This is a genomic window from Piscinibacter sp. XHJ-5, assembly GCF_029855045.1.
In the GTDB taxonomy this organism is placed as follows: Bacteria; Pseudomonadota; Gammaproteobacteria; order Burkholderiales; family Burkholderiaceae_C; genus Albitalea.
Genome location: NZ_CP123228.1, coordinates 4,418,556 through 4,444,367, shown reverse-complemented (window position 1 = coordinate 4,444,367; position 25,812 = coordinate 4,418,556). Strand labels below are relative to the sequence as shown.

The 25,812-nt window shown below is 67.6% G+C and carries 23 protein-coding genes; 9 read left to right on the top strand and 14 right to left on the bottom strand.

What is annotated here, in order from left to right:
* Positions 1 to 49 precede the first annotated feature (49 nt).
* Positions 50 to 469, top strand: a complete 420-nt coding sequence (locus P7V53_RS20995; RefSeq protein ID WP_280151458.1) for a hypothetical protein — start codon at positions 50 to 52, stop codon at positions 467 to 469.
* 38 nt (positions 470 to 507) lie between these two features.
* Here the strand turns inward: P7V53_RS20995 and P7V53_RS20990 are convergent, their stop codons facing one another.
* The 4 genes from P7V53_RS20990 to P7V53_RS20975 all read right to left on the bottom strand — a co-directional run bounded on the left by P7V53_RS20990 (position 508) and on the right by P7V53_RS20975 (position 10,562).
* Positions 508 to 1,848: an HlyD family type I secretion periplasmic adaptor subunit gene (locus P7V53_RS20990; RefSeq protein WP_280151457.1), complete on the bottom strand. Its 1,341-nt coding sequence runs from the start codon at positions 1,846 to 1,848 to the stop codon at positions 508 to 510.
* Positions 1,849 to 1,912: 64 nt separating this feature from the next.
* The gene (locus P7V53_RS20985; protein ID WP_280151456.1) at positions 1,913 to 3,652 is read right to left on the bottom strand and encodes a type I secretion system permease/ATPase; all 1,740 of its coding nucleotides are present in this window, start codon (positions 3,650 to 3,652) and stop codon (positions 1,913 to 1,915) included.
* Positions 3,653 to 3,729: 77 nt separating this feature from the next.
* A complete protein-coding gene (locus P7V53_RS20980; RefSeq protein WP_280151455.1) occupies positions 3,730 to 9,996 on the bottom strand; it encodes a cadherin domain-containing protein in 6,267 nt (2,088 codons plus the stop codon).
* Between the two features lie 281 nt (positions 9,997 to 10,277).
* Entirely contained in the window at positions 10,278 to 10,562 is a 285-nt protein-coding gene (locus tag P7V53_RS20975; RefSeq protein ID WP_280151454.1) for a DUF1488 family protein, read from the bottom strand.
* 346 nt (positions 10,563 to 10,908) lie between these two features.
* Here P7V53_RS20975 and P7V53_RS20970 point away from each other — a divergent pair, with 346 nt between their 5' ends.
* Complete coding sequence (locus tag P7V53_RS20970; protein ID WP_280151453.1) at positions 10,909 to 11,202, top strand: hypothetical protein; 294 nt, start codon at positions 10,909 to 10,911, stop codon at positions 11,200 to 11,202.
* 54 nt (positions 11,203 to 11,256) lie between these two features.
* On the opposite strand, the gene P7V53_RS20965 is transcribed toward P7V53_RS20970, so the two are convergent.
* Positions 11,257 to 12,270, bottom strand: a complete 1,014-nt coding sequence (locus P7V53_RS20965) for an alpha/beta hydrolase (RefSeq protein WP_280151452.1) — start codon at positions 12,268 to 12,270, stop codon at positions 11,257 to 11,259.
* A 342-nt stretch (positions 12,271 to 12,612) separates the two neighbouring features.
* Here P7V53_RS20965 and P7V53_RS20960 point away from each other — a divergent pair, with 342 nt between their 5' ends.
* From P7V53_RS20960 to P7V53_RS20935, 6 genes are all read left to right on the top strand, one after another.
* A complete protein-coding gene (locus P7V53_RS20960) occupies positions 12,613 to 13,398 on the top strand; it encodes a ferritin-like domain-containing protein (RefSeq protein WP_280151451.1) in 786 nt (261 codons plus the stop codon).
* 20 nt (positions 13,399 to 13,418) lie between these two features.
* Entirely contained in the window at positions 13,419 to 14,594 is a 1,176-nt protein-coding gene (locus tag P7V53_RS20955; protein WP_280151450.1) for a hypothetical protein, read from the top strand.
* Positions 14,595 to 14,612: 18 nt separating this feature from the next.
* Positions 14,613 to 14,822 carry a hypothetical protein gene (locus P7V53_RS20950; protein ID WP_280151449.1) on the top strand — a complete coding sequence of 70 codons (210 nt, stop codon included), beginning with the start codon at positions 14,613 to 14,615 and terminating at the stop codon, positions 14,820 to 14,822.
* A gap of 67 nt (positions 14,823 to 14,889) precedes the next feature.
* A complete protein-coding gene (locus tag P7V53_RS20945) occupies positions 14,890 to 16,053 on the top strand; it encodes a sensor histidine kinase (RefSeq protein WP_348273443.1) in 1,164 nt (387 codons plus the stop codon).
* Between the two features lie 106 nt (positions 16,054 to 16,159).
* Complete coding sequence (locus P7V53_RS20940) at positions 16,160 to 16,948, top strand: hypothetical protein (RefSeq protein ID WP_280151448.1); 789 nt, start codon at positions 16,160 to 16,162, stop codon at positions 16,946 to 16,948.
* 143 nt (positions 16,949 to 17,091) lie between these two features.
* The gene (locus P7V53_RS20935) at positions 17,092 to 17,313 is read left to right on the top strand and encodes a hypothetical protein (protein ID WP_280151447.1); all 222 of its coding nucleotides are present in this window, start codon (positions 17,092 to 17,094) and stop codon (positions 17,311 to 17,313) included.
* 4 nt (positions 17,314 to 17,317) lie between these two features.
* Here the strand turns inward: P7V53_RS20935 and P7V53_RS20930 are convergent, their stop codons facing one another.
* From P7V53_RS20930 to P7V53_RS20895, 8 genes are all read right to left on the bottom strand, one after another.
* On the bottom strand, positions 17,318 to 17,716 hold the full coding sequence (locus P7V53_RS20930; protein WP_280151446.1) for a DNA-binding protein: 399 nt from the start codon (positions 17,714 to 17,716) through the stop codon (positions 17,318 to 17,320).
* Positions 17,713 to 18,159 (bottom strand): GFA family protein, encoded by a 447-nt coding sequence (locus tag P7V53_RS20925; RefSeq protein ID WP_280151445.1) that lies wholly within the window; start codon positions 18,157 to 18,159, stop codon positions 17,713 to 17,715. The genes P7V53_RS20930 and P7V53_RS20925 overlap by 4 nt, the downstream gene beginning before the upstream one ends.
* 38 nt (positions 18,160 to 18,197) lie before the next feature.
* Positions 18,198 to 18,455 (bottom strand): two pore domain potassium channel family protein, encoded by a 258-nt coding sequence (locus P7V53_RS20920; RefSeq protein ID WP_280151444.1) that lies wholly within the window; start codon positions 18,453 to 18,455, stop codon positions 18,198 to 18,200.
* A 118-nt stretch (positions 18,456 to 18,573) separates the two neighbouring features.
* Complete coding sequence (locus tag P7V53_RS20915; RefSeq protein WP_280151443.1) at positions 18,574 to 18,972, bottom strand: VOC family protein; 399 nt, start codon at positions 18,970 to 18,972, stop codon at positions 18,574 to 18,576.
* A gap of 8 nt (positions 18,973 to 18,980) precedes the next feature.
* Complete coding sequence (locus tag P7V53_RS20910; protein ID WP_280151442.1) at positions 18,981 to 19,490, bottom strand: GNAT family N-acetyltransferase; 510 nt, start codon at positions 19,488 to 19,490, stop codon at positions 18,981 to 18,983.
* Positions 19,468 to 21,111 carry a wax ester/triacylglycerol synthase family O-acyltransferase gene (locus tag P7V53_RS20905; RefSeq protein ID WP_280151441.1) on the bottom strand — a complete coding sequence of 548 codons (1,644 nt, stop codon included), beginning with the start codon at positions 21,109 to 21,111 and terminating at the stop codon, positions 19,468 to 19,470. The genes P7V53_RS20910 and P7V53_RS20905 overlap by 23 nt, the downstream gene beginning before the upstream one ends.
* Before the next feature lie 9 nt (positions 21,112 to 21,120).
* Complete coding sequence (locus P7V53_RS20900; RefSeq protein ID WP_280151440.1) at positions 21,121 to 22,464, bottom strand: MFS transporter; 1,344 nt, start codon at positions 22,462 to 22,464, stop codon at positions 21,121 to 21,123.
* A gap of 171 nt (positions 22,465 to 22,635) precedes the next feature.
* On the bottom strand, positions 22,636 to 23,331 hold the full coding sequence (locus P7V53_RS20895) for a TetR/AcrR family transcriptional regulator (protein WP_280151439.1): 696 nt from the start codon (positions 23,329 to 23,331) through the stop codon (positions 22,636 to 22,638).
* A gap of 112 nt (positions 23,332 to 23,443) precedes the next feature.
* Between P7V53_RS20895 and P7V53_RS20890 the strand changes: the two genes are divergently transcribed.
* Positions 23,444 to 24,199, top strand: coding sequence for an HAD family hydrolase (locus P7V53_RS20890; RefSeq protein WP_280151438.1), 756 nt, complete (start codon positions 23,444 to 23,446; stop codon positions 24,197 to 24,199).
* Positions 24,200 to 24,235: 36 nt separating this feature from the next.
* Here P7V53_RS20890 and P7V53_RS20885 read toward each other — a convergent pair whose 3' ends face one another.
* Positions 24,236 to 25,552: a TRAP transporter large permease subunit gene (locus P7V53_RS20885; protein ID WP_280151437.1), complete on the bottom strand. Its 1,317-nt coding sequence runs from the start codon at positions 25,550 to 25,552 to the stop codon at positions 24,236 to 24,238.
* Between the last annotated feature and the right edge of the window lie 260 nt (positions 25,553 to 25,812).

Sequence of the window (25,812 nt, the reverse complement as noted above, 5' to 3'; positions counted from 1 at the left end):
CTTCCCTCGGCGACCCCGATCGTGGGGCGCCTTCCATCAGGAGTACAGCATGTCGAATCCAACCTTGCGGGCGATCGCCCTGGCGTTCGGTGCACTGGCCGCCGGCACCTCCATCACCGCGGGCGCCGAGCCTGCGTGCACGCAGTGGCGCGTGCCGCACGAATTCATCATGGTGCAGGGCAACGGCCCCCGGGTCACCTGCAAGCTGACCCACACCAGCGAGCGGTCCCGGCAGTTCAGCGGCGCGTGCAGGAACGGAAATGTCCGCGGCGTTGCGGAGGGCGCCCTGGAGGGCAGGCGCTTCTCGATGGAGATCGACTGGGGCGGCGCCGTGGGGAAATACACCGCGTTCCTCGCCGGCGACGCCAAGGCCGACGTGCTTGACGGGCGGACCTTCGATGCCAAGCGTCCGGCCCACTGGTCGACCTGGACCACCGAGACGCAGCCGACCTGCAGACGGCGGGCGTGACGGTCGACCCGGTCCGGTGAAGCGCAGGGCCGACCTGCTCAGCGTTCGCGCGCGGCGCGCCGGAGCACCTGCGTCACCGGCTCGGTCAGGTATTGCAAGGGCGTGCGTTCCTCGCCCTTGAGGTACACCTCGGCCGGCATCCCGGCCTGCAGGGTCATGCCGCCCGCGGCGGCAATGGAGGCCGGGTCCACTTCGACCAGCACGACGTAGTACGCCTGCTGGGTGGCACGGTCGAGCGTGCGATCGGCGGCGACGTAGAACACCTTGCCCTCCACCAGCCGGGCGGTGCGGGCGCTGAAGGCAGTGAAGCGGATCTCGGCGGGCTGGGCTTGCCGCACCCGGCTGACGTCTTCGGTGCGGACGTGCGCTTCGACCACCAGACGCGGATTGCTCGGCACGATGTCGGCGATCGGCTCTCGCGGCGAGACCACGCTGCCCGGCGTGGTGAACTTCAGGTTGATGACGTCGCCGTCGACCGGCGCGACGATCACCTGCCGGCTCGATGCGTCGGCGATCTTGCGCTGCTCCTGCTCGATCTCCGCGAGCTTGGCTGCGCTCACCTTCAACTGGTCGCTCGCCTGCTGGCGATAGTCGCCCTCCAGTGCCTTGATGCGAAGGTCGGCGTCGAGCAGGCGCTGCTCCGCGCGCGCCAGGTCGGAGCGCTTTTCCTCCAGCTTGACGCCGTAGTCGGCGACCGTCGCCTCCAGTTGCGAGATGCGCGTCGCCGAGATGAAGCCGTCCTGGAGCAGCCGGCGGTTCGTCTCCAGCTCGGCCGCCTGGTGCTTCAGCGATTCGGTGGCCCGAGCGATCTGAGCACGCAGCGCCGTGGCTTCCTGCAAGACCTTCACCTGCTGCGATCTGAGCAGCACGGACTGGCTGACCAGTGCATCGCGCCGCGCGCCGAACAGCGCGCGCTCCTTGGCCATCTGCTCGGCCAGCCGCGGGTCGTTGCGAGCCGCCTCGATCAGCGGGCTCGGAAACTGCACCGACGGAGCCGACATCTGTTCGGCCTCGAGCCGGGCCAGGCTGGCGCGCTCGACCGTGACGCGATAGTTGAGGCGGTTCAGGTCGGCATCGACCGACACGTCGCCGAGCACCAGCAGTGCCTCGCCCTTCGCGACATGTTGACCGTCGCGCACCTTGACCTCGCGCACCGTCCCGCCTTCGGCATGCTGCACCACGCGGCGGTCGAGGTCGACCTTGACGAACGCACTCGCCACGACGGCTGCCGACAGCGGCGCCAAGGCCATCCATGCCGCCACCGGCACGATGCCGACCAGCAGCACGACGGCGGCCCGGCGGGCGAGCTTGTGCGCCTCGAGGAGGTGCTGCGCAAGCGGGGCCTGCGCATCCAGCGGATTCATCACCGCGTCGCTCATGACAGCACTCCGCTCGTGCGGTCCGGCGCGGCGGCCGGGGAAGGGCAGGTCGACGCCGGATGCCTCATGACGCTCTCTCCTCGCGCACGTGCCGCGGCGCGTCGTGCTCCGCGAGGTGCGCTGCGCGCGGCATCGCCACCACTTGCGCGCCGGCGCCCGCCGGCTGGGCCTTCTGCTGCATCGCCCTCATCACCTCGGCTGCCGGTCCAAAGTGCTGGACCCCGCCCGCGTCGAGCACCAGCATCTTGTCGACATGCTGGATCAAGGTGGCGCGGTGAGTGACCACCACGACCGTCGCCTGTCCGCGCAGACCCTTCAATGTCTCGGCCAGCGCATGCTCGCCGGCGCCGTCGAGATTGGAGTTGGGCTCGTCCAGGATGACCAGCTTCGGCTCGCCGTACAACGCGCGCGCCAGCGCGATGCGCTGGCGCTGCCCCGGCGAGATGATCGCGCTCTGCGGTTCGACCATCGTGTCGTAGCCGTCGGGCAGCGAGAGGATCAGGTCGTGGACGTGGGCGCGCCGCGCGGCCTGCACGACCTTGTTCGCGTCGACATCGCCCAGGCGCGCGATGTTCTCGGCCACGGTGCCGGGAAACAGCTCCACATCCTGCGGCACATAGCCCAGCCATGGGCCGAGATCCTGGCGCGGCCACTGCGCGAGGTCTGCCTGGTCGAGCCGCACGACGCCCGCCGTGGGTTTCCACACGCCCGTCAGCAGTCGCACGAGCGTGGATTTGCCGGCACCGCTGGCGCCGATGACGGCAAGCGACTCGCCCGCATCCAGTTGCAGCGAGACGCCGGCAATCAGCATGCGTTCGCCCTGCGGTGCGCGGAACATCAGGTTCTGCGCGAGCAGACGTCCGGTGGGCGGCGGCAGTGCCATGCGCTGCGGCTGCGCGTCGGCGAAGGCCAGCATCTCGCTCAAGCGCCCGAACGCCGCACGCGCCTCGGCCAGGATGCGCCAGCTGCCGACCAGTTGCTCCACCGGCGCCAAGGCGCGACCGAGCAGCGTGGTGGCCGCGATCATGACGCCCGAGCTCGCCTCGCCGCTGATCACCAGCCAGGCGCCGAGCGCCAGCATCATCACCTGGACCGCTTGCCGCACGGTGCGCGTCAGCGCAGCCATCGCCACCGTCCTGGTGGCGGTCGGGTCCTGCAATGCCGTGACCTCGGCGTTCTTTCGGCGCCAGCGCGCGACCAGCGCGTCGGTCATGCCCAGCGTCTGCGCGACCTCGGCGTTCTGCAACGAAGCCTCGAGGTAGCGGGTGGCGCTGGCAGCGGCCTTCTGCAGCGCTTCGATGTCGCGGCGGGTGACGACGTCGTTGACGAGGGCCAGCGCCAGCATCGCCGCCGCCGCTGCGGCCGCGCACATGCCGAGCACGGGATGAGCGAGCCAGATGACCGCCACGTAGACGACCACCCACGGCGCGTCGAAGAGCGCGAGCAGGCCTTGCGCCGAGAACAGCGAGCGCAGCGAGCCGACGTCGCGCAGTCCCTCGGGCATCGCGCGGCCGCTGCGGCTTGCGCTGTGCGCGATGAGCATCTCGCTCACCGAGGGTGACAGCACCTCGGCCAGCAGGCTGCCCGCGACGCCCTGCAGGCGGGTGCGCAGATAGTCCAGCGCGAAGAGCAGCATGAGCGCGACGCCCACACCGATCAGCAGCACCAGCAGGGTCTCGCCGCTCTGGCTGGCCAGCACGCGGTCGAAGACCTGCAGCATGAACAGCGCCGGAACCAGCAGCAGCAGGTTGACGAGCAAGGACATCCCGGCCACATGGAGCAGCGGACGGCGCAGAAGGAGCATCAACGACTTCATCGAGGATGCCCGCGAGCGGTCGTTGCGTCCGACCGGCGCCTGCCATGTCGACTCATGCCGCGCGCTCACGGCGTGGTGTCGATGACGCCGCTGGCCAGAAGGGTGCCGAGGTTGAGGCCTGTCACCCCTTGCAGCACGGCAATGTCCTGGAACGAGTAGGCGGAGCCCGAGCCGTCCAGGTCCACCTGCAGCGCCGTGTTCCCCCCCGCTTCCAGCAGATGGATGAACTGCGAAGCAGTCGCGGTGGTGTATCCCGACCCGGCAAGCACATTCGAGATGTCCAGCACATCGCCGCTGCCGCCGCCCACGGCGAAGCCGACCACCGTGTCGGTGCCGCCACCGTCGCTCGCGAGGAAGACGAAGGTGTCGGACTGGTTGCCCCCGCTGAGGGTGTCATTGCCCGCGCCGCCGATCAGCCGGTCGAGCCCGTTCTGGCCGAAGATCCAGTCGTTGCCCGAACCGCCGTAGATCACATCGTTGCCGCCGCTTCCATAGAGAACGTCGTCTCCGGCCAGGACCGGATTCGCCTGTCCGCCCGAGGGCAGCGGGTTGTCGTCGGCAGCCGCGTTCGTTCCGTTCGTTCCGGTGATGATGTTGAACACCTCGTGGTAGGTCGCCGCGGCGGCATCCTTCACCTGAATGTCCAGGGTGTAGACCGTCTTTTCGGCCAGGCCCGTTGTGGTGGTCAAGGCCCCGGTGCTGGCGTTGAGCGAGAACCCGCTGGAACTCCCGCCGAGCAGCGAGAACGTGAAGCTGTCTCCGGCGTCCGGGTCGGTCGGCGAAACGGTGCCGAGCACGGTTCCTGCCCCGGGCAGCGAATTTCCGCCCGGAGCGTTGGTGATCACCAGGCCGAGATCGGTGGGTGCATGGTTCTCGACCACGTCGGTCACCGTCACGGTCACGGCCTGGGCCGTGTCGTTCGTGCCATCGTTGGCGTGCACCACGATCTGGTAAGCGTTGTCGCCGTTGGCATCCGCCGGCGCCTCATGGTTCGGCGAGGCGAGGAACCGCACTTCGCCGCTCGAGGCGTCGATGGAGAACAGCCCCGAGTCGACGCCGGTGAGCGAGTACGTGATGGCGTTGTGGGCTGCCGTGCTATCCGCGTCCGTCGCATTCGCGTCGTAGACCACGTTCGACGGCGCCGTGTTCTCGGGTTCGCTGCCCGTCGTTCCGGACGAGAAGACCGGCACGTTGTCATTGAGGTCGTTGATCGCGATGGTGAAGGACTGATCCGCCGTCGAGCCGTCGAGGCTGGTGGCGCGCACCGTGATGCCCAGGTTTGCATGAGCTTCGCGGTCGATTGCGCCGGCCACGGTGACGATGCCGGTGGTGGCATTGATGGCGAACTTGCCACCGGCGTTGTCGATCAGGCTGTAGGTCACGCCGTGGGTGGTTGCATCGGCATCGCTGGCGTGGGCGGTCACGCCGACCACGGTGCCGACGGCGGCGTTCTCGTTGACCGCGTTGGCGGCGGCGTTGGTGTCGGCCGGTGCGGTGACATCGAACTCGTCGACATCGCCGACCGCGATGGTGAACGCCTGGTCCGCGGTCGAGCCGTCCTCGCTGGTGGCGCGCACGGTGATGTTCAGGCTGGCGTCGACTTCGCGGTCGATTGCGCCGGCGACGGTGACGACGCCGGTGGTGGCATCGATGGCGAACTTGCCCCCGGCGTTGTCGATCAGGCTGTAGCTCACGCCGTGGGTGGTCGCGTCGGCATCGCTGGCGTGGGCGGTCACGCCGACCACGGTGCCGACGGCGGCGTTCTCGTTGACCGCGTTGGCGGCGGCGTTGGTGTCGGCCGGTGCGGTGACATCGAACTCGTCGACATCGCCGACCGCGATGGTGAACGCCTGGTCCGCGGTCGAGCCGTCCTCGCTGGTGGCGCGCACGGTGATGTTCAGGCTGGCGTCGACTTCGCGGTCGATTGCGCCGGCGACGGTGACGACGCCGGTGTTCGCGTCGATGGCGAACTTGCCACCGGCGTTGTCGATCAGGCTGTAGGTCACGCCGTGGGTGGTTGCATCGGCATCGCTGGCGTGGGCGGTCACGCCGACCACGGTGCCGACGGCGGCGTTCTCGTTGACCGCGTTGGCGGCCGCGTTGGTGTCGGCCGGTGCGGTGACGTCGAACTCGTCGACATCGCCGACCGCGATGGTGAACGCCTGGTCCGCGGTCGAGCCGTCCTCGCTGGTGGCGCGCACGGTGATGTTCAGGCTGGCGTCGACTTCGCGGTCGATTGCGCCGGCCACGGTGACGACGCCGGTGGTGGCATCGATGGCGAACTTGCCACCGGCGTTGTCGATCAGGCTGTAGGTCACGCCGTGGGTGGTCGCGTCGGCATCGCTGGCGTGGGCGGTCACGCCGACCACGGTGCCGACGGCGGCGTTCTCGTTGACCGCGTTGGCGGCGGCGTTGGTGTCGGCCGGTGCGCTGACATCGAACTCGTCGACATCGCCGACCGCGATGGTGAACGCCTGGTCCGCGGTCGAGCCGTCCTCGCTGGTGGCGCGCACGGTGATGTTCAGGCTGGCGTCGACTTCGCGGTCGATTGCGCCGGCGACGGTGACGACGCCGGTGTTCGCGTCGATGGCGAACTTGCCACCGGCGTTGTCGATCAGGCTGTAGGTCACGCCGTGGGTGGTTGCATCGGCATCGCTGGCGTGGGCGGTCACGCCGACCACGGTGCCGACGGCGGCGTTCTCGTTGACCGCGTTGGCGGCCGCGTTGGTGTCGGCCGGTGCGGTGACGTCGAACTCGTCGACATCGCCGACCGCGATGGTGAACGCCTGGTCCGCGGTCGAGCCGTCCTCGCTGGTGGCGCGCACGGTGATGTTCAGGCTGGCGTCGACTTCGCGGTCGATTGCGCCGGCCACGGTGACCACGCCGGTGGTGGCATCGATGGCGAACTTGCCACCGGCGTTGTCGATCAGGCTGTAGGTCACGCCGTGGGTGGTCGCATCGGCATCGCTGGCGCTTGCGGTCACGCCGACCACGGTGCCGACGGCGGCGTTCTCGTTGACCGCGTTGGCGGCCGCGTTGGTGTCGGCCGGTGCGCTGACGTCGAACTCGTCGACATCGCCGACCGCGATGGTGAACGCCTGGTCCGCGGTCGAGCCGTCCTCGCTGGTGGCGCGCACGGTGATGTTCAGGCTGGCGTCGACTTCGCGGTCGATTGCGCCGGCCACGGTGACGACGCCGGTGGTGGCATCGATGGCGAACTTGCCACCGGCGTTGTCGATCAGGCTGTAGCTCACGCCGTGGGTGGTTGCATCGGCATCGCTGGCGTGGGCGGTCACGCCGACCACGGTGCCGACGGCGGCGTTCTCGTTGACCGCGTTGGCGGCGGCATTGGTGTCGGCCGGTGCGCTGACATCGAACTCGTCGACATCGCCGACCGCGATGGTGAACGCCTGGTCCGCGGTCGAGCCGTCCTCGCTGGTGGCGCGCACGGTGATGTTCAGGCTGGCGTCGACTTCGCGGTCGATCGCGCCGGCCACGGTGACGATGCCGGTGGTGGAATTGATGGCGAACTTGCCACCGGCGTTGTCGATCAGGCTGTAGGTCACGCCGTGGGTGGTCGCGTCGGCATCGCTGGCGTGGGCGGTCACGCCGACCACGGTGCCGACGGCGGCGTTCTCGTTGACCGCGTTGGCGGCGGCATTGGTGTCGGCCGGTGCGCTGACATCGAACTCGTCGACATCGCCGACCGCGATGGTGAACGCCTGGTCCGCGGTCGAGCCGTCCTCGCTGGTGGCGCGCACGGTGATGTTCAGGCTGGCGTCGACTTCGCGGTCGATCGCGCCGGCCACGGTGACGATGCCGGTGGTGGAATTGATGGCGAACTTGCCACCGGCGTTGTCGATCAGGCTGTAGGTCACGCCGTGGGTGGTCGCGTCGGCATCGCTGGCGTGGGCGGTCACGCCGACCACGGTGCCGACGGCGGCGTTCTCGTTGACCGCGTTGGCGGCGGCATTGGTGTCGGCCGGTGCGCTGACATCGAACTCGTCGACATCGCCGACCGCGATGGTGAACGCCTGGTCCGCGGTCGAGCCGTCCTCGCTGGTGGCGCGCACGGTGATGTTCAGGCTGGCGTCGACTTCGCGGTCGATTGCGCCGGCCACGGTGACGACGCCGGTGGTGGCATCGATGGCGAACTTGCCCCCGGCGTTGTCGATCAGGCTGTAGCTCACGCCGTGGGTGGTTGCATCGGCATCGCTGGCGTGGGCGGTCACGCCGACCACGGTGCCGACGGCGGCGTTCTCGTTGACCGCGTTGGCGGCGGCGTTGGTGTCGGCCGGTGCGCTGACATCGAACTCGTCGACATCGCCGACCGCGATGGTGAACGCCTGGTCCGCGGTCGAGCCGTCCTCGCTGGTGGCGCGCACGGTGATGTTCAGGCTGGCGTCGACTTCGCGGTCGATTGCGCCGGCCACGGTGACGATGCCGGTGGTGGCATCGATGGCGAACTTGCCACCGGCGTTGTCGATCAGGCTGTAGGTCACGCCGTGGGTGGTCGCGTCGGCATCGCTGGCGCTTGCAGTCACGCCGACCACGGTGCCGACGGCGGCGTTCTCGTTGACCGCGTTGGCGGCCGCGTTGGTGTCGGCCGGTGCGGTGACGTCGAACTCGTCGACATCGCCGACCGCGATGGTGAACGCCTGGTCCGCGGTCGAGCCGTCCTCGCTGGTGGCGCGCACGGTGATGTTCAGGCTGGCGTCGACTTCGCGGTCGATCGCGCCGGCCACGGTGACGACGCCGGTGGTGGCATCGATGGCGAACTTGCCCCCGGCGTTGTCGATCAGGCTGTAGCTCACGCCGTGGGTGGTCGCATCGGCATCGCTGGCGTGGGCGGTCACGCCGACCACGGTGCCGACGGCGGCGTTCTCGTTGACCGCGTTGGCGGCGGCATTGGTGTCGGCCGGCGTCGTGACGGCGAACTCGTTCACATCGTGGACCGTCACCGCGACCGCCTGGTCGTCGAACGAGATACCGTCGAACACGCGAACCGTCACGTGGTAGACGTTGTCCGAGTCGCTGTCGGTCGGGGCCTCGCTGTTCGGGCCTGAAATGAACGAGAGGGCGCCGGTCGCTGCATCGATGGTGAACAGGGAGGCATCGCTTCCGCCGACGATCGAATAGGCTTGCGTCGCGCCATCGTCTGCATCGGTCGCCGACACCGTCGTCACGGTGGTCGAGTTTTCATCGACGCTGAGCGTCGCCGTCGCACCGCCTTCGTTGGAAGTGATCACCGGCGCATCGTTGGTGCCGGTGACCGTCCACGAGACCGACGCCGCCGTGGTGGCAGTGCCGTCGGTCACGCCGTAGTTCACCGTCACCGTCGTGTGATCGCCTGCCGCCAGGTGCTGGAACGCGGAATGCGACGGATCGAGCGTGAAGGACCGCGTCAGCGCATCGTAGGTCACCCCCGGCGGCAACGAGGCGGGCAGATTCGTCACCGACAGCGTCGCGCCGGAATCGACATCGGATGCATTGGTCAGTGCGTTCAAGGTGACGCTCGCGCCGTCTTCGAGGGCAGCAGCGGTCACCGCGCCGGTGACCACCGGCGCATCGTTGATGCCGGTCACGGTCCACGAGACCGACGCCGCCGTGGTGGCAGTGCCGTCGGTCACGCCGTAGTTCACCGTCACCGTCGTGTGATCGCCTGCCGCCAGGTGCTGGAACGCGGAATGCGACGGGTCGAGCGTGAAGGACCGCGTCAACGCATCGTAGGTCACCCCCGGCGGCAACGAGGCGGGCAGATTCGTCACCGACAGCGTCGCGCCGGAATCGACATCGGATGCATTGGCCAGTGCCTTCAAGGTCACGCTCGCGCCGTCTTCGAGGGCAGCAGCGGACACCGCGCCGGTGACCACGGGTGCATCGTTCACGCCCGCGATCTGCACGGTCGCGGTGGCCCAGCTGAGCGTCCCGTTGCCCAGACGAATGGCGTACGTGAACGAGTCGGACAGGTACTGTCCCGCGGAAAGGTGCTGGAGCTGTTCCTGGAAGGCAGCGGACAGCGTGGCCGCGTCGTATCCGACCTTCCCGTCCACCGTGATCCAGATCTTGGCGCCTTGTGCGCTCCGGTCGGCGGTCAATGCCTCCGTCCTCACGATGTCCTGCGTCAGCAGATCGGTGGGGCTGAGCACGCCCGTGCTGTTCGTGCCGTTGTCCAGGGAATAGAGCGTCTTCGCTGCGCCGCCCAGATCGTTGGCCATCACGGCGAGATGGACCACGAAAAGCGAGTCTTCAGTCAACCCGGTCGAGGCCGACGTGTAGTTGTCGTCACCGGCTTGCGGGGTGTTGGTGAAAGACGTGCTGTTGATGCCCAAGATGTTCTCCTTGACGATGGCCCGCGGCTGCGAGAGAGATCGCCTCGCGACTGCATGGCCACTGTAGGAGGCACGACCGGTCTCGGGCATCGGAGGTGTCGCCGTTTGCGCGTAGCTGCTTCCTCCCACCCTCGGGGGACAGAACGCCCCCTTTGTTCAGGGGGTGAGTGCCGGAGCCTTCCGCGCAAATGGCGTCCGCCGGCGATGGCGACGAACGCGCCATTCGTTGCGCATGTCACGGGATTCGTCGGAACGCCGCTGGAAGTTGCGGCTGGACCGGGTTACGGCTCTCGGCGAGCGGCCAGATGAGCGAAGTCTTGCGGACGCCGGGCAGTCAGGATCGTGAGCGTCGGGCCGGCCCCGCTTCGGTATCGATCGGCAGCCGCCTTGTCGATCACCTGTCGGTGTTCGCGGTAGGCGCGCAGCCAGCTTTGCGGCGATGCATCTGCGCCGAAGAAGCTCTCGAGAGCGTCTCGAAGGATCACGGCTCTCACCGTGACGAGCCGGTCGAGAACGGTGAACTCGACACCTTCGACGATCTTGCTGAGCACCGCTGTGTCGCTCACGGCTCCCCCAGACCACAACGGGAAGTTGCACGGCTCCAGGCCCGCCTTGCTCCGGGCGCACGGCCTCTCGACATGCGCCACGAAATATTGCCCAAGGCGGCGCCCCCTGGCTGTCGGGACCTGTCGCGATCGCTCGTCGGTCGCGTCTGACACCCTACGGCATGACGATTGCCGGGAGGGTGAAAGACACGGAGACCCGATGGCACCCAGCGCGCGGCGCGACACGGCGACCACCCGAAGCATGGACGGCGAACGCCAGCCACCTGCAGGCGTGGGGTCGCACCCGCCGCCGACATCGCCACGCGTGCCGAAGCCGCGTGCGGAGAAATGGCAGGACGCTGCAGACATGGCGCGAAGGCGGGAGCGCTCGACTCCCGCGAACGGCCGCCGCCCCAAGCGGCTGCACATCGCCTGCGTGGTCGTCAAGTGGCTCGACGCCGAGCTGGGACTGGCCCATTGCTGGGACGCACGGGGACGTCGATATGTCATCGACAGCCGCAGCGCCGTCAGCATCTCGGCGCTGCGACCCGAACTCGCACTGATGGTCGAGGCCACCGACGGGGGCGTCGTGAAGTATCTCGTCCTGGACGACCAGGACGCCCCTCGCTCGGTGGCTCCGGTCAAGCACCGCATGGCGTGACCCGCGCATGGCCGGGTCACTGGCAAAACCCCAAGCCCCTCGGCGGGGCCTCGGTTATCCGAGCACTGCGAGCGGGGCCTCCTCCGGCTCGATGACGGAGTCGTTCACGGCGTCATCCGTCAACGCTGCCACGATCGCTTCCGATGCGGCGTAGTGCACCATGTGCCCGCTTCCGGCCGCGACGAAGAGGTCGCTGCCGGGCACGTCCTCGTGCAGGCGCACCGAATGGGCCTCGGGGTCCACGACACCATCGGCAGCGCCGGCCATGATGGTGATCGGCATGCGCAGTTCCGGATAGCGTGGCGCCAGGCTGGCCGCGGCCGGCATCATGAAGGTGGCGTCCTCGGCGTTCGCGCGGATCTGCGAGGGCCGCAGCATCATCTCGCGCGACAGCTCCGTGAAGAAGCCGGGCGGGACGTCCAGCGGCGCGAACATGGCCTTGACCACGCGCTTGAGCGTCGCGCGGGCCGCCAGCGCGGTCACGGTGTAGCGCATGACATCGCCCAGGATGGGCAGCGCCACCGGTGCAGTCAGCAGAGCATCGACGCGAACCGCGGGGTAGTGATAGCCCGACAGCAGCACCAGCTTGCGCACCTGGGCCGGATGGTTCAACGCCATGGACAGCGCCACCAGCGTGCCCATGGAATGGGCGACGATCGCGGGTCGATCGACGCCCAATTGCGCGAGCGCGGCACGCAGCAGTTCGGCTTGCGCGGCGGGGGTCCACAGCCTGTCGCGTGGGCGATCGCTGTGGCCGAAGCCCGGACGGTCGATCGCGATGACACGGTGGTTTCGAGCCAGTCGATCGAACAGGCCGCTGGCCTGGAAGTCCGCCAGCGACACGGTATTGCCGTGAATGAGCACGACCGGCGACCCGGCGCCGCGCTCGACGTAGTGAACCCCGACGCCGTCGACCACGATGCGCCTGCCCAATGGCGGATGCTCGCGCTCGGCGGCTCTCGCCTTGCGTTGAACCCACAGGGCGGTGGCGGCGGCAGCGACAGCAGCAGCGCCGGCAATCGCGCCGGAACGGGATGTGGCGAAAGTCTTGATTCGGGAAGAGGTCATGGGGGTCTCGGTCAGCAGGTGCACCGCGCAGCGGGGTTGCACCTGCGTAGCAGGCTGTGCGTGGCACAGGAAGGCATGCACCTTAGTGGCAATCGGTATCCCCCCACACGCCAAGTGGGCCGCGAGAAGCGGCACTGCGCTGCGACATGCCTTCAACGGAAATCGCCGCTTGCCGCAAGCCTTCCATGCCCGTGCCGCGATGTAACGCGGTGTGCTGGTCGCTCGTGACCGCGCGTCGATGCGCGTCGTCAGGGCTGGAGCAGGCGGGCCCGGGATGCGAGACGCCTGCCAAGGCACACGGCTTGCCATCCGGATCGACATCTCAAGCAGTCAGGAGACCACATGCAACCCACTTCATTGGGCCCCAACCTCACCGGGGCGGCCAAGTCGCCCGCCGCCTTGAAAGCGATGAAGCAAGCAGCCGAGGCGCTGACGCCCTTCATCCAGATCGACACCTCCGGCATGGAGGCCCAGAAGCTCGCCTTCATTGCCGAAGCCGAAGCCGTCGGTTCCGTGCCGTCGCCGGTGTCGCTCAAGGGCGTCGTCAAGGCCGGTGTTGCGCAGCTGAAGGGCGGCCAACCCACGATCTTTCTCGACAAGATCGGCGAGCGTCTGGCGTATGAGCGCGCGGGCGTTCGGCTGTACGACGCACTGATCCTCAAGTACCACGCCGCGCAGCAGGCCGGCGGCGTCCTGCCGCCAGTGACGCTGCTGCTGGAGGAGGACGCCCCCGCGCTGACGGAGGATCCGGCCGAGACCCTCGAACGAATTCGTGGGGAGGAGTTCGAGCACTTCAACCTGTTGTGCGATGCCATGACGACGATGGGAGGCGACCCCACGGCGCAGACGCCATGTGCGGACGTCACCGCAGTCGCCTCCAGCGGCTTCATGCAGGTGCTCAACGACCCCCGGACGACGCTTGCCCAATGTCTGAATGCGATGCTGGCAGTCGAGCTCGCCGACAACGCGGGCTGGGAAATGCTGGCGACCTTGGCCGACCAGGCGGGCCAGTCCGATCTCGCCGGCCGGTTCCTGGGCGCCCTCGGTCAGGAGCAGGAGCACCTCACCATCATCAAGGCGTGGCTGACCGCTGTCGTCCACGACGAATCCCGATCGTCAGCAGCCTGAACCCCTCCAGAAAGATCCCAATGACCATCAATTTGTTGACCGAGCGCGGTCAGTCGCTGGAGCGCCAGCACTTCAGCTGGAAAGACCTGGTTCGAAATCCGATCAGCAAGCTCGACGACGACGCCTTCACCCGTGTGCGGGCCATCCTGATGAATGGCGTGGAACTCGACTCGCTGCGCATCAAGCAGGTCATGCTGCGGACCAACGGCCCCCTGCGCGCGCAGATTGCGCAGCTCATGCGCGCCGAACAGCATCAGGCGACCCTCGTGAACTGGCTCATCGGCGCCGACCATTCCCCGATCGAGACGACGATCGGCTACGAGCAGACGGCCATCGAGGTCACGGCCTCGGTCGCCCAGCTCGAGTCGGACCCGTACCTCGCCCAGGGATACCGTTACGCGCTGCTCGAAGACTTCGACCACCTCTATCGCTACAGCGCACTGCTCGACCGCCTTGAAGGCAAGGACGCGAACAACATCACGCAAGGGCACACCGACATCGTGCCGGCGAGGCCGACGAGCGTGCATCACCGCGCGCCCGAACACGATCTGCTCGAGCCCTACGCGCGCGATGCGTCGCTGGCCACCAAGCTGCATGCCCTGACGCTCACCGGCGGCGAATACCAGACGCACGACTACTACATGAACATCGGGCCGCTGTTCACGGATCCGTTGGCGCGCCAGCTCTATGCCGAGATCGCCTCCATCGAGTCGCAGCACATCGTTCACTACGGCAGCATGATCAACCCGGATGAGTCGCCGCTGGAGAAGATGCTGTTGCAGGAGGCCTGCGAGGTGTGGAACTACAGCGCCTGTGTCGAGCAGGAGAGCAATCCGCGCATCAAGGCGATCTGGGAACGTTTCCTCGACTATGAATTGGGACACCTCCAGGCGGTCATCGCGCTGTTCAAGGAGCACGAGCGTCGTGACCCGGCCGAAGTGCTCGGCGACGGACGATTGCCTGACCTGATCGAGTTCAAGAGCCATCGCGACTACCTCCGCAAGGTGATCGATGCGGAATCGTCGATGCGCAAGGACGGCACCCGCTTCGTCGATGAACCGGATGAGGGCAGGAGTTCGGTGGCCTACCGCCAGCAGATGAACAGCGAGGGTTCGCCGTCCGACACCGTGTCGGCCACGTACCGATGGGCGCCCGGGACGGAGCTGGCCGGAGAGGCCGGCCGCCTGGCAGCCTAGGACCACAAGGAGATCGACATGGCCAACCCCTGGTTGAAGAAGAATCCGTTCATGAGCATGTGGCTGAGCGGAGCCAACGCCGCAGCGGGCTCGCTGCGCGGCCACGCCGCCGGACAGGCAAAACGCCAGGCCACCGCGGCGATGACCAAGGCCACGAAGGACATGTTCAGTGTCTGGACGGCCGGCTGGGCGCCGCCGGCAAGCCCGAAAAAGCGCAAGCGCCGCTAGCGCACTGTGTCGGGGCAACGGCGCGGGCCACGGCCCGACGCGCCGCCGAGTGCTCGGATCGGGGGGGATGCGGCAACGAGATTCGCATGTAAGCTCCCCGCGGGAGGCATCGAAAATGCGGCTCGCGGACTTCATCGACGCCAACATGCCGGCGATCCTCGCCGAGTGGGAAGTGTTTGCCTCGTCACTGCTGCCCGCCGCGGGCGAGTTGGACGCCGTGGCGCTGCGCGACCATGCCGAGCAGATCCTCCAAGCCATCGCCAGGGATCTGCGCACGCCGCAGACCCGCGTGGAGCAGTCGGCGAAGTCCAGGGGCAGGGCGCCCGCGCTGCCGGGGGCAACGGAGACGGCCGCGCAGACCCATGCGCTGCTGCGCGCCACCGGAGGCTTCACCATCCGGCAACTGGTGGCCGAATACCGTGCCTTGCGCGCAAGCGTGCTGCGCTTGTGGGCCGATGCGGCGGCGTACGGGCCCGATGCGATGGAAGACACGGGCCGATTCAACGAGGCCATGGATCAGGCCATCGCCGAGTCGGTCGACTACTTCACCAGCGAAGTCGAGCGCTGGCGTGCGGTGTTCCTCGGCGTGCTCGGCCACGACCTGCGCGGCCCGCTGAACGCGGTCCTGCTGACGTCGCACGTCATCTCCTCAATGAGCGCGGGCACGCCGGCAAGCCAGCACACGGAGAAACTCATTCGCAGCGGTCAGCGCATGAAGCAGCTGCTGGATGACCTGCTGGACTACAACCGCACGTCACTCGCCATCGGCATCCGGGTCAGCCCCGAGCCGGTCGACTTGGCAACGGTGTGTCGCGAGGAGATCGAGTTGTTGCGCGCGGCATTGCCCGCGTCGACGATCGAATTCCGGACAGACGGTGTCACGCGGGGCAGCTGGGACGCTTCACGCCTCAGGCAGGTGGTGAGCAATCTGGTCATCAATGCCGCCAGGTACGGTGAACCGGGCGGCATGGTTCGAGTGACCCTGCGCGGCGACGATGCCCAGGTTCAGCTCTCGGTGGAAAACAGCGGGCCGAACATCCCGAAGGACCTGATGAACGCGCTGTTCGAGCCGCTGCGCCGCCACGCGGCAGCCGATGCGCCAGGCGAGAGCGAGAGCCTCGGGCTCGGCCTGTTCATCGTGCGCCAGATCGCGCTGGCCCATGGCGGCAGTGTGAGCGTCGAGTCGGCGGACGGCAGGACGCGCTTCACCGTGACACTGCCGAGGACATAGCCCGATCCTCAAACGCTTGTCATCGGAAGCTTGGCCAAGCTGGGAGCAATGCATTCGGATGAGCAGGTCAGGCGTCGGTCTTCATTCCCGCATGCTGGGCCGGGCGATGCGGATCGCACTGATCGCGGCCTGCACCGCCGCGTGCGCGCAGGAAAAGCCCCGCTACGCGCTGCCCCAGGTCACCGTCAAGGGAACGTCGAGCGACCCGGTGGAGAAGTCCTATCGAAAGATGATCCGGGGCATGGACCATTTCGAGCGGGCGCGGGCCGCCCTCGCGCCCCATGCATCGCTGCGCTTCAAGTTGCTGCCGCGCAAGCCCGGAACCGACATGGACCGCATCGTCCTGGAGGTCATCGGGTCCACGTTCGCCTACGAAGTTCCTGTGGGGCCGGATCACACCTTCGTGCTGGCGCGAGACCCCAAGGCGCTGCAGGAAGACGCTGTCGTCTCGCCCAATCGCAGGCGGCTGAGCATGACGTGGCGCACCGAGATCCGCACACCCGGAGTGCCTGCCGGCAGCCGGCGGCTGGGTGACCTTCGCCTGGAATGCCAGGTGGGACTGGAAGCCGACCTGGTGTCCAACAGCAGCCCCATCGGCCGCATCGCAGACCTGTTCACCGACACCATGAGCTACTGCGACAGCAAGGAGGCGAAGTACCTCTTCTTTGCCGAGCGGCCGCTGTTCAGCGTGACGCTGGTCGCCGGCGCACGCCGTGAGGTCCTGCCCATCGACCAGCTGTACGCGATGGCCAGCGACGACCCCGGCCTCGGCGATGACCTCCCGTATTGCGACTGCGAGATGCTCATCGACCGCACGTACTTTCTTCCGCTGGGCGACCACAGCTGGCCGGACGACACGCGGGTCGAGTTCGAGTACATGGACGACCGACCGTGACCAGGCCCCTTGCGCTTTGCATCGCCGGGTTCTCGGCGGCCCTGTGTGCGGCATGCGCCGGCCACGCAAACCTGGGGTCCCTGCAGGAAGGCCGCGGATCGGTTCGCACGCCGACGGGCCAATCTCTCGCGCCGCATGCCGCCATGGACATGATCGCCATCGGCAAGAGCACCAGGGCAGACGTCTCCGCCGCGCTGGGCCAGGCCATCGTCATCCCATTCGACAGCGGTCATGAAGTGTGGGTCTATCGATGGCCCGGCGCCGACAGGACCTCGCGAGCCGCCACCGAACTGGTGATCCTGTTCGAGCCGTCGGGAGTGGCGAAGAAGGTGCGAGTGCGACCGGGCTATCCAACAGGACACTGACTCGTCATCCGCCGGATCGCACGATGAGCTCCTTGAAGCCGGTGCTTGCGTCGAGCTCGCGGGAAAGCCTCCAGTCCTGCGGATGGGCCAGCAGAACCTCGGCGGTGGTGCGGACCGTGTTGCCGTAGCACACGTGGCCTCCGACGACCCGGCCGTGCCGGTCGGCGATCGCCATGTGCAGGTGCGCGCCGTCCCGCGTCAGGGTTCCGGCGAGGCAGAGGATCTCGAACATCCCGGCCAATGAAGTCTCCGACTCCTCCCCGGCGAAGCGCAGGCGTGCGCTTGAAAGGCTGCCGATGCCGGACACGACAAAGGCAGACGATTCGCCGCCCGCACTCAGCGCGGCCTCGAGCGATTGCCGGAGATCAACGCCGGGCTGCAACCGAAGGGGCAGATAGCTCATGGTGCGAGTCGGGAGCTCTCGCTCTGATCAGGATGCGAGCCGGCAGCTCGCCGGACGCCCTGCACGAAAGCCTGGGCGGCGGCTTCCCAGTTCTCGCCGTCGAACGTGCGAACGTTCAAGGCGGAAAGGTCGACGCCGTCGATGCAGCGAACGTTGACGGCCCAACGGGTGGGGTCCAGCCGCGGGCGCACGAACGGCTGGATTCCGCAATGCCGGCAGAAGTAGTGCTTCGCAGTCATGGTGCCGAACTGGTACAGCTGCAGGTGTTCCTCGCCGCTGGTGATTCGCAGATGGCCATCGGAGGCTCCATGCCACAGCGCACCGCGGCGCCGACAGATGGAGCAGTTGCAGTCCATCACGGCGCTGATCGGCTTGGCGTTCAGGTCGAAGGTGACGCGCCCGCAGTGGCAGGATCCGTGGTAGGTCTGGAGTGTGTCGTTCATTCGGTGGAAGGGTCCGGCGTGTTGTTCATGGCGCGGCATCAGAGCCGTTCGCTCCAGTGGAACCTGTGCAGCAACCGGTGCAGGACGGGCGTGAACAGGATGGCTGCCGTGGCGACGAAGACCAGGCCCGCGTACAGGGCGTAGAGGCCGGCAAACAGCTTGCCACCGCTGGTTCGCGGCGCATCGATGGGCCCCATGCCGCCCAGCAGCATGGCGGAATTGAGGAATGCGTCCAGCCAGGACAGGTGCTCGAAATGCGCATAGCCGGTCATGCCCAGTGCCAGCGAGGCGAGCAAGAGGCCAGCCGCCAGTGAAACGTGGAGCGCGAGGCGCCTGGCGAAAGCCGAGCGAGGCAAAGGCGGCTGAGCTCTCGTCTCGTACATGTTTCACACCCCATGCGTCCCGGTGGGACGGTCAGGCAGCGACCGCCACTGCGTTGCCGAGTTCCTGACCATACGCCACCTCAAGGGTGTGACCATCGGGATCCCGGATCAACGCCCAGTAGCCGACCGGAGGACCTGAATCCTCCGGCTCTCGAGCCAGGCATCCATCGTCTCGCGCGAGCTGGCAAAGCCGGTCGACTTCTTCGCGCGAGCGCACGCCGACGCCCAGGTGCGCCATGGGAAGCAGGGGCTTGATCTCGCCGGACGTCTCGATGAGGACGATGGCGAACGGTCTTGTCCGGTCGCTCAGCCAGACCACCCCTGGACGCCGATGCACGGCTTGCATGTTCGCGTACTTCGCATAGAACGCGACGCTGGCCGCAAGCGAGTGGGCAGGCAGCGCAACATGGGTGAGCCCGACGTCCGACATGAGTTTTCCTACCGGACGAACAGACGCTCGTTCGGTGACAGGTCGTGGCCCTGCGACTCTGCTTGTGTTGCTTCGTGAAAGCCAAGGCGTCCGAGCAGGCGAATGGACCGCTGGTTTTCCGCATCGACCGTGGCCAGGAAGCGAACAACGCCGTAGGCGGCGGCAACATGCTCCACGACGGCTCGGGCAGCTTGTGTCGCGTAGCCGCGGTTCCAATGCTTGCTGGAGAACACAAAGCCGATCCAGCCCGTCTGCCGGGCCGTGACGGTCGCCTGGACGTAGCCGATCGGCGCTGCCCCGGGTGGATGAACGACCCAGTTCAGCCAAAGTTGCTTCCCGTCGGGAGACTTGCGGCCCTCGATCCTTGAATACACGCTTCGAAGGTGCTCGATCGATGACGGCGCCGGGTAGTCGAGGTAGCGATAGAGCGCGGGCTCACGCAACACCTCGAACATCGCCTCCGCATGACCGACGGTCAGCGGCTCCAGGACGAGGTCAACAGTCGATAGTGTGCGCATGCGGCCCGGCGTCTGGACGGTCTCGTGCCGATTGGGGCACAAACCGAACGAATTGAGAAGACCCGAGCCAGGTCAAGCGGCGCGGCGCGCGCGAATCGCCTCCCGGGTCGATGAGGGTGGCTTCGGACTGGACACGCGCCTCGTCGCCACGCTTCTTCGGCTCGGGCGCAGGCGATGTCGCCGCTGGAATGGTTTCGCCCTCGGCCACCGCTGCCAGTTCCTGCAACTCGTGCAGCGACGCAAGCAGGTGCTGCGTGAGCTCCTGCACTTCGGGCTGCGACAGCAAGCGTCGGCATGCGGTGACGCCGAACTCCATCTTGCCGGCATAGCTCTGCACGGTGATGTTGAGACCCACGCCGTGGTACGGGATCGACACCGGGTAGTAGTGCTCCATGCGCGCTCCGGCCATGTAGAGCGGCGCGGGTGGCCCCGGCACGTTGGAGATCGTCACGTTGGCCAGCCGAGGCAGACGTGCACCGAGGTTGGATCGGCCGTAGAGCGAAGCCATGCCCGACATCAGCCACGGCGACGCGGCGATCGGCAGGTCGGCGCCGAGGACGGGCTTGAGGCCGCCGATCAGATCCTTCGACGCCTCCGACGATTCGCGGATCGCGTGGAAGCGCTTCGCCGGGTCGCCGATGTCGGTGGCGAGGTCCACGCGGATCGCCGACACCTGGTTGTTGTTCGAGCTGTCGTCGGCCTCGCGCAGGCTCACCGGAACCAGCGCGATCAACGCTCGTTGCGGCAGCAGATCGCGCTCGTGGAGGAACTTCCGAAGCGCGCCGCTGCACATCGCCATCACCACGTCGTTGAGCGTGCCGCCCATCCGCTTGCCGAGCGTCTTGAGCTGGGGCAACGGCACCGACAGGCTGCCGAACGAGCGCTGGTTGGTGATCGACGCATTGAAGATCGTCCTGGGGGCCATCTTCAAGCCGAGGCTGCGCTCGCGCGGTGCCTTCCTGCGGGTGGCAACGAGCTGCATCGCCGTGCCACCCAGCGCCTTGGCCGTCTGCGGCAGCATCTTGGCGAGCCTGGCGTACTGCGCCACCGAGTTCGAAACGGCGGCCTGCAGCAGCTCGGCCACTCCGAGCTGATAGGCATTGGCCGCACGCGCGGGCGCGGGCGGTCGCACCTCGCGGGCCTGCGGCGTCAGGTCGTAGAAGACCTTGGCGATTTCGATACCCGCCTTGCCGTCGACGCCGCTGTGATGGGCCTTGGAGTAGAAGGCGATCTGGCCGCTGGCCAGCCCGTCGATGACGTACACCTCCCACAGCGGGCGGCTGCGGTCCAGCAGGCTGGAGTGCAGCCGGGCGACCAGCACTTCGAGTTGCGCCAGCGTGCCCGGCTGGCGCAGCGTCACGCTGCGCACGTGGTAATCGAGATCGATGTCGTCATCGGCGATCCACACCGGGTCGGCCAGCTCGAAAGGCATGGTCGCGAGCTTGCGGCGGAACAGCCGCGCCAGGTGCAATCGCTTCGCGATCTGCGCCTTCACGTCGTCGTAGTAGTCGCCACGGTAGCCTTCGGGCAAGTCGAACAGCATGAGGCTGCCCACATGCATCGGCGTTTCCGGGGTTTCGAGATGCAGGAACGATGCATCCATGCTGCTCAGGTGGTCCATGCGCTTGTCTCAGTGGGACGATGTCTTGCGCGTCTTGGCCGAGCGCACGGCGAGCAGCAGGACGATTCCCGACAGCAGGTACAGGCCCATCACCAGGTACATGCTGTAGACGGGACTGCCGGTTCTCGCGGTGATCGCACCGGTGACGGCGGGGCTCGCCGCGGCACCCAGGTTGCCGAGGCTGCTGACGAGTGCAATGCCGGCGGCGGCTCCCGCCTTCGACAGGTACTCGGTGGTGACGGTGAAGAACAGCGGCGTTGCCGAAGCAATGCCGATCACCGCCAGCGACAGCCCCGCCAACGAGGCGCCGAGGTTTCCTTGCGTCACCGTCGTGATGCCCAGGCCGATCGCGGCGAGGGTCACGCTGGCGGCGAAGTGCCAGCGGCGCTCCCCGTGCTTGTCGGAACTGCGGCCGATCAGGACCATGCCGAACACGCCGATCAGGCTCGGCAACGCCGAGTACAGGCCGATCTGCATCAGGTCGGCGACACCCCAGCTCTTGATGAGCGTCGGCACCCAGAAGACCATGGTGTAGGTGGCGCCGAGCAGCAGGAAGTACACGAGCGCCAGCACATACACCTTGCGATCGCGGAACATCTGGCCGAGGCTCGCGTGCGAGGCCGTTGCCACATGCTTCTCGTCGTGCTCGAGGTTGGTACGCAGCGTCTTCTTTTCGGCCGAGCTCAGCCAGCGGGCGTCTTCAGGCTTGTCCTGCAGGTAGAAGTAGGCGGCGATGCCGAGCAGCGTGGCGGGCAGTCCCTGCACGAGGAACAGCCACTGCCAGCCGGCCAGGCCTTGCGCACCGTCCATGTACTTCATGATGCCGCCGCACAGCGGGCCGGCGATGACGTTGGCCACCGTCGTGGCGGCCATGAAGACGGCGATCATCTGGCCGCGCCGGGCCGACGGATACCAGTAGGTGAGATACAGGATGATGCCGGGGAAGAAGCCGGCCTCGAACACGCCGAGCAGGAAGCGCAGCACGTAGAACTGCGTCGGCGTCTGCACGAACATCATGCCCGCGGCGACGATGCCCCAGCAGAACATGATGCGCAGCAGCGTCTTTCGCGCCCCGATCTTCTCGAGCATCAGGTTGCTCGGCACTTCGAACAGGAAGTAGCCGATGAAGAAGATGCCGGCGCCCAGGCCATACACCGCATCGCTGAACGTCAGCACCTGCTTCATCTGCAGTTGCGCGTAGCCGATGTTGATGCGGTCGAGGTAGGCGACCATGTAGCAGACGATCAGCAGCGGAATGATCCGCCAGCTGACCTTGGAATACAGCGCGTCGTCGGCGCCGGTCCTGGGAAGCGAATGTTGCGTGCCGGGCGCACGCGCCGCATGGGTATTCATCGATGTCTCCGGGTTGGTGTCGATGGGCGTGAAAACTGCCATCGCTGCGGGAGACTTTATCGACCGCCGGTCGTGCGCGGGTTCGGAAAGCCGGCGTCGGGCTGCGGGCGCTGAACGGGGTCAGCCACGCCCGGTGAACCCACGCTTCGAGGGCCTGCGCGAGCCCGCGCGCTAGGCCTTGGCGATGCCCTTGTTCGGTTTTGCGGTCGGGGCTCGCGCCTGCGGCGGCAGGGTCAGCACCAGCTGGCACTGCCGCTCCAGCTCCGCTGCCCACGCGCGCGCTGTCGCCTTGTCGTCGGCATGGACGAGCAACACGTAGCGCCTTCCGCCGAACGCAGACAGGCACAGCGTCTGCACCGTGAGCGCCGACGGCGGGTACGGCAGGTCGGCGCACGCGTTCAGCGCCTTCGACCAGGCACCGACGATCTCGTCATGCACGCGCCGGTGGTGCTTGGGCTCGGCGATCTGATGCTCGAGGGCCAGCATCTTCGAGTCGTAGTACTGCAGCTCCGGCGCGTCGATGCCGTGTGTGAGCCGCAGCAGGTGGTGCAGCCGTTCCTGCCACGGCGCGTCGTTGGCCTGCACGACCTGCTTGTCGATGGCGGCGAGCAGCGCGTCCATGCCCTGGCGCACATAGCCGGACAGGAGCGCCTGCTTGTTGGGAAAGTATTCGTAGAGCGTGCCGACCGAGATGCCTGTTTCGAGCGCCACGGCGCGGGTGGTGAGCCGTTCCCAGCCTTGCGCTTGCCAGATGCGGACGAAGGCGTCGTAGATCGCCTGCACCGTGAAGCGTGCGCGCGCCTGCGAAGGGCGCTTCAGCGGCTTGGCGCGTGGCGCGCTCACCGGTGCATGGGTGGCGTGGCGCATTTGCAGGCATTGAACCACACGCCCGCTGACGCACGAGCGAAGCCCCTGCCGCTTGCGCAGGGCAAGGCGGACGGCACGGCGTTGGACGTCGGGAACGATTAGTGTCGACGGCATGGTCCTGGATCCCACCCTCGTGCGCGCGCTCTGCTTCGACGTGGATGGCACGCTCTCGGACACCGACGACCACATCGTCGCGCGGCTGGCCGGCCTGCTGGACGCCGTGCCCCTGGTGAGCGGCCGCCGCGCGGAACGGCTCGCGCGGCAGGCGGTCATGGCGGCGGAAACCCCCGTGCACGCGGCGTACGCCAAGCTCGACGAGCTGGGCCTCGACGTGCCGCTCGCGACGCTGCGCCATCGCCTGCGGGCCATCAGGAAGCGCGGCGCCGATCCGGCCGGCACACGAAATCCGCAGGCCATCGACGAAGTGCCGCACGAGATGATCGCCGGCGTGAAGGAGATGATCGTCGCGCTGGCCCGCCACTTCCCGATGTGCACCATCTCGACAGGCACGGCGCCGCGGGTGGAAAGGTTTCTCGAGCACTACGGGGTGCGGCAGCATTTCGTGGCCGTCATCGGCGCGCAGACCACCCGCCGCATGAAGCCGCATCCGGAGCCGCTGCGCTTCGCCGCGTCCGCGATGGGTGTGGCGCCGCAGGACTGTCTCATGATCGGGGACACGACCATCGACATCCGCACGGGCGTGGCCGCCGGTGCACAGCGGATCGGCGTGCTGTGCGGGTTCGGCACCGAGCCTGAGCTCAGGAGAGCGGGCGCGCAGCTCATCTTGCGCACGACGTCCGACCTGCTGGCCGTGCTGCGTCCGGAGGACGATCCGCTCAAGAAGACGGCGAGCCCGCAGCCGAATTGAAGGGGGAGCCCTCTCCCGTTCGCTCCGCCGATGGAGTCAGGCGCCGACCCGCGAGGGCAGCCAGGTCGCCACTGCCGGCACGAAGAACACCAGGACCAGCAGCAGCAGGCTCATCGCCACGAATGGCACGACCGCCTGGAAGATGTGCAGCATGGTCACCTGCGGCGGTGCCACGCCTTTCATCGTCATCAGCAACAGTCCGTGCGGAGGCAGCAGCAAGCCGAGCTGCATGCAGATCAGGAAGAGCACGCCGAACCAGACGAGGTCGATGCCGAGCGCCTGCACCACGGGCATGAAGATGGGCAGCGTGATCATCATCATGCTGACCTGGTCCACGAAGATGCCGAGAAAGAGCAGCATCAGCATCATCCCGGCGATCACGGCCCATGGCGGCAGGTGGCTGCCGGTGATCATCTGGGCCAGGCCATTGGAGGCCCCCGAGAACGACAGGATCTGCGCGAACGTCGTCGCACCGATGATGATGAAGAGGATCATCGCCGAGACGGCGACCGTGCCCTTCAGCGATTGCAGCAGGATGCGCCATGTGAGGGCGCGATAGGCCATCGCCAGCACCACGGTCGCCAGTGCGCCGATCGCCGCCGACTCGGTCGGCGTGCCCCAGCCGGCAGCCATGGCGCCGACGACGACGCCGAAGATCGAGACCAGCGGCAGCACGTAGACCACCAGCGGGCGCAGCCGCTCGAAGCCGTGATGCTTCACCGGCTCGCTGTGAGGCGCCAGGGCAGGGTCGAGCCGCACACGCACCACGATGTAGGCCACGAAGGCGGCCGACAGCACGAGCCCCGGCAGCACGCCGCCGATCAGCAGCTTCGAGATCGAGATCCCCGACAGCGACCCCAGCAGCACGGTCAGCGCCGAAGGCGGGATGAGCATGTCGACCGCGCCGATGGCCATCACGGGGCCGGTGGCGAGTGTCGGGTGATAGCCGCGCGCGAGCATCACCGGCACCATCAGCGAGCCCAGCATCGCGGTGGTGGCGATGGTCGAGCCCGAGATGGCCGAGAACACGGTGCCCGACACCACCGCGACGACGGCAAGGCGTCCGGGCACCTGCACGATCAGCCGCTCGATGCCGTCGATCACCTTCACCGCCAGGCCGGTGTGGAACAGCACCTCGCCCATCAGCACGAAGAGGGGGATCGGCGTGAGCGAGAAGCTCATCACCGAGCTCACGCTGTTGCGCGCCAGCTGCACCATGCCGGGCTCGCCGCCGAGCCACAGCCACGCGCCCAGCAGGTTGATGACGAGGAACGAGAACGCGACCGGCAGGCCGAGGAACAGCAGAACGGTGGACCCGCCGAGGAGCAGCCAGGCGGCGAGCTGCCAGGTCACCGGACAACCTTGCGCGGCGCGCGCCTTGCACAAACCCTCCGCGCTGCGCGCTCCGGAATGAGCGCTTGGGAGCGGCCCGGCGCGCTCATTGGACCCCTGCGCGCTGCGCGCTCCGGAATGAGCGCTTGGGAGCGGCCCGGCGCGCTCATTGGACCCCTGCGCGCTGCGCGCTCCGGAATGAGCGCTTGGGAGCGGCCCGGCGCGCTCATTGGACCCCTGCGCGCTGCGCGCTCCGGAATGAGCGCTTGGGAGCGGCCCGG

Coding starts and splice junctions, on each gene's coding strand:
- P7V53_RS20995 (WP_280151458.1), top strand. CDS start 50: ATGTCGAATCCAACCTTGCGGGCGATCGCCCTGGCGTTCGGTGCACTG.
- P7V53_RS20990 (WP_280151457.1), bottom strand. CDS start 1,848: ATGAGCGACGCGGTGATGAATCCGCTGGATGCGCAGGCCCCGCTTGCG.
- P7V53_RS20985 (WP_280151456.1), bottom strand. CDS start 3,652: ATGCTCCTTCTGCGCCGTCCGCTGCTCCATGTGGCCGGGATGTCCTTG.
- P7V53_RS20970 (WP_280151453.1), top strand. CDS start 10,909: ATGGCGCGAAGGCGGGAGCGCTCGACTCCCGCGAACGGCCGCCGCCCC.
- P7V53_RS20965 (WP_280151452.1), bottom strand. CDS start 12,270: ATGACCTCTTCCCGAATCAAGACTTTCGCCACATCCCGTTCCGGCGCG.
- P7V53_RS20960 (WP_280151451.1), top strand. CDS start 12,613: ATGCAACCCACTTCATTGGGCCCCAACCTCACCGGGGCGGCCAAGTCG.
- P7V53_RS20955 (WP_280151450.1), top strand. CDS start 13,419: ATGACCATCAATTTGTTGACCGAGCGCGGTCAGTCGCTGGAGCGCCAG.
- P7V53_RS20950 (WP_280151449.1), top strand. CDS start 14,613: ATGGCCAACCCCTGGTTGAAGAAGAATCCGTTCATGAGCATGTGGCTG.
- P7V53_RS20945 (WP_348273443.1), top strand. CDS start 14,890: ATGCGGCAACGAGATTCGCATGTAAGCTCCCCGCGGGAGGCATCGAAA.
- P7V53_RS20940 (WP_280151448.1), top strand. CDS start 16,160: ATGCGGATCGCACTGATCGCGGCCTGCACCGCCGCGTGCGCGCAGGAA.
- P7V53_RS20935 (WP_280151447.1), top strand. CDS start 17,092: ATGGACATGATCGCCATCGGCAAGAGCACCAGGGCAGACGTCTCCGCC.
- P7V53_RS20930 (WP_280151446.1), bottom strand. CDS start 17,716: ATGAGCTATCTGCCCCTTCGGTTGCAGCCCGGCGTTGATCTCCGGCAA.
- P7V53_RS20925 (WP_280151445.1), bottom strand. CDS start 18,159: ATGAACGACACACTCCAGACCTACCACGGATCCTGCCACTGCGGGCGC.
- P7V53_RS20915 (WP_280151443.1), bottom strand. CDS start 18,972: ATGTCGGACGTCGGGCTCACCCATGTTGCGCTGCCTGCCCACTCGCTT.
- P7V53_RS20910 (WP_280151442.1), bottom strand. CDS start 19,490: ATGCGCACACTATCGACTGTTGACCTCGTCCTGGAGCCGCTGACCGTC.
- P7V53_RS20905 (WP_280151441.1), bottom strand. CDS start 21,111: ATGGACCACCTGAGCAGCATGGATGCATCGTTCCTGCATCTCGAAACC.
- P7V53_RS20900 (WP_280151440.1), bottom strand. CDS start 22,464: ATGAATACCCATGCGGCGCGTGCGCCCGGCACGCAACATTCGCTTCCC.
- P7V53_RS20895 (WP_280151439.1), bottom strand. CDS start 23,331: ATGCGCCACGCCACCCATGCACCGGTGAGCGCGCCACGCGCCAAGCCG.
- P7V53_RS20890 (WP_280151438.1), top strand. CDS start 23,444: ATGGTCCTGGATCCCACCCTCGTGCGCGCGCTCTGCTTCGACGTGGAT.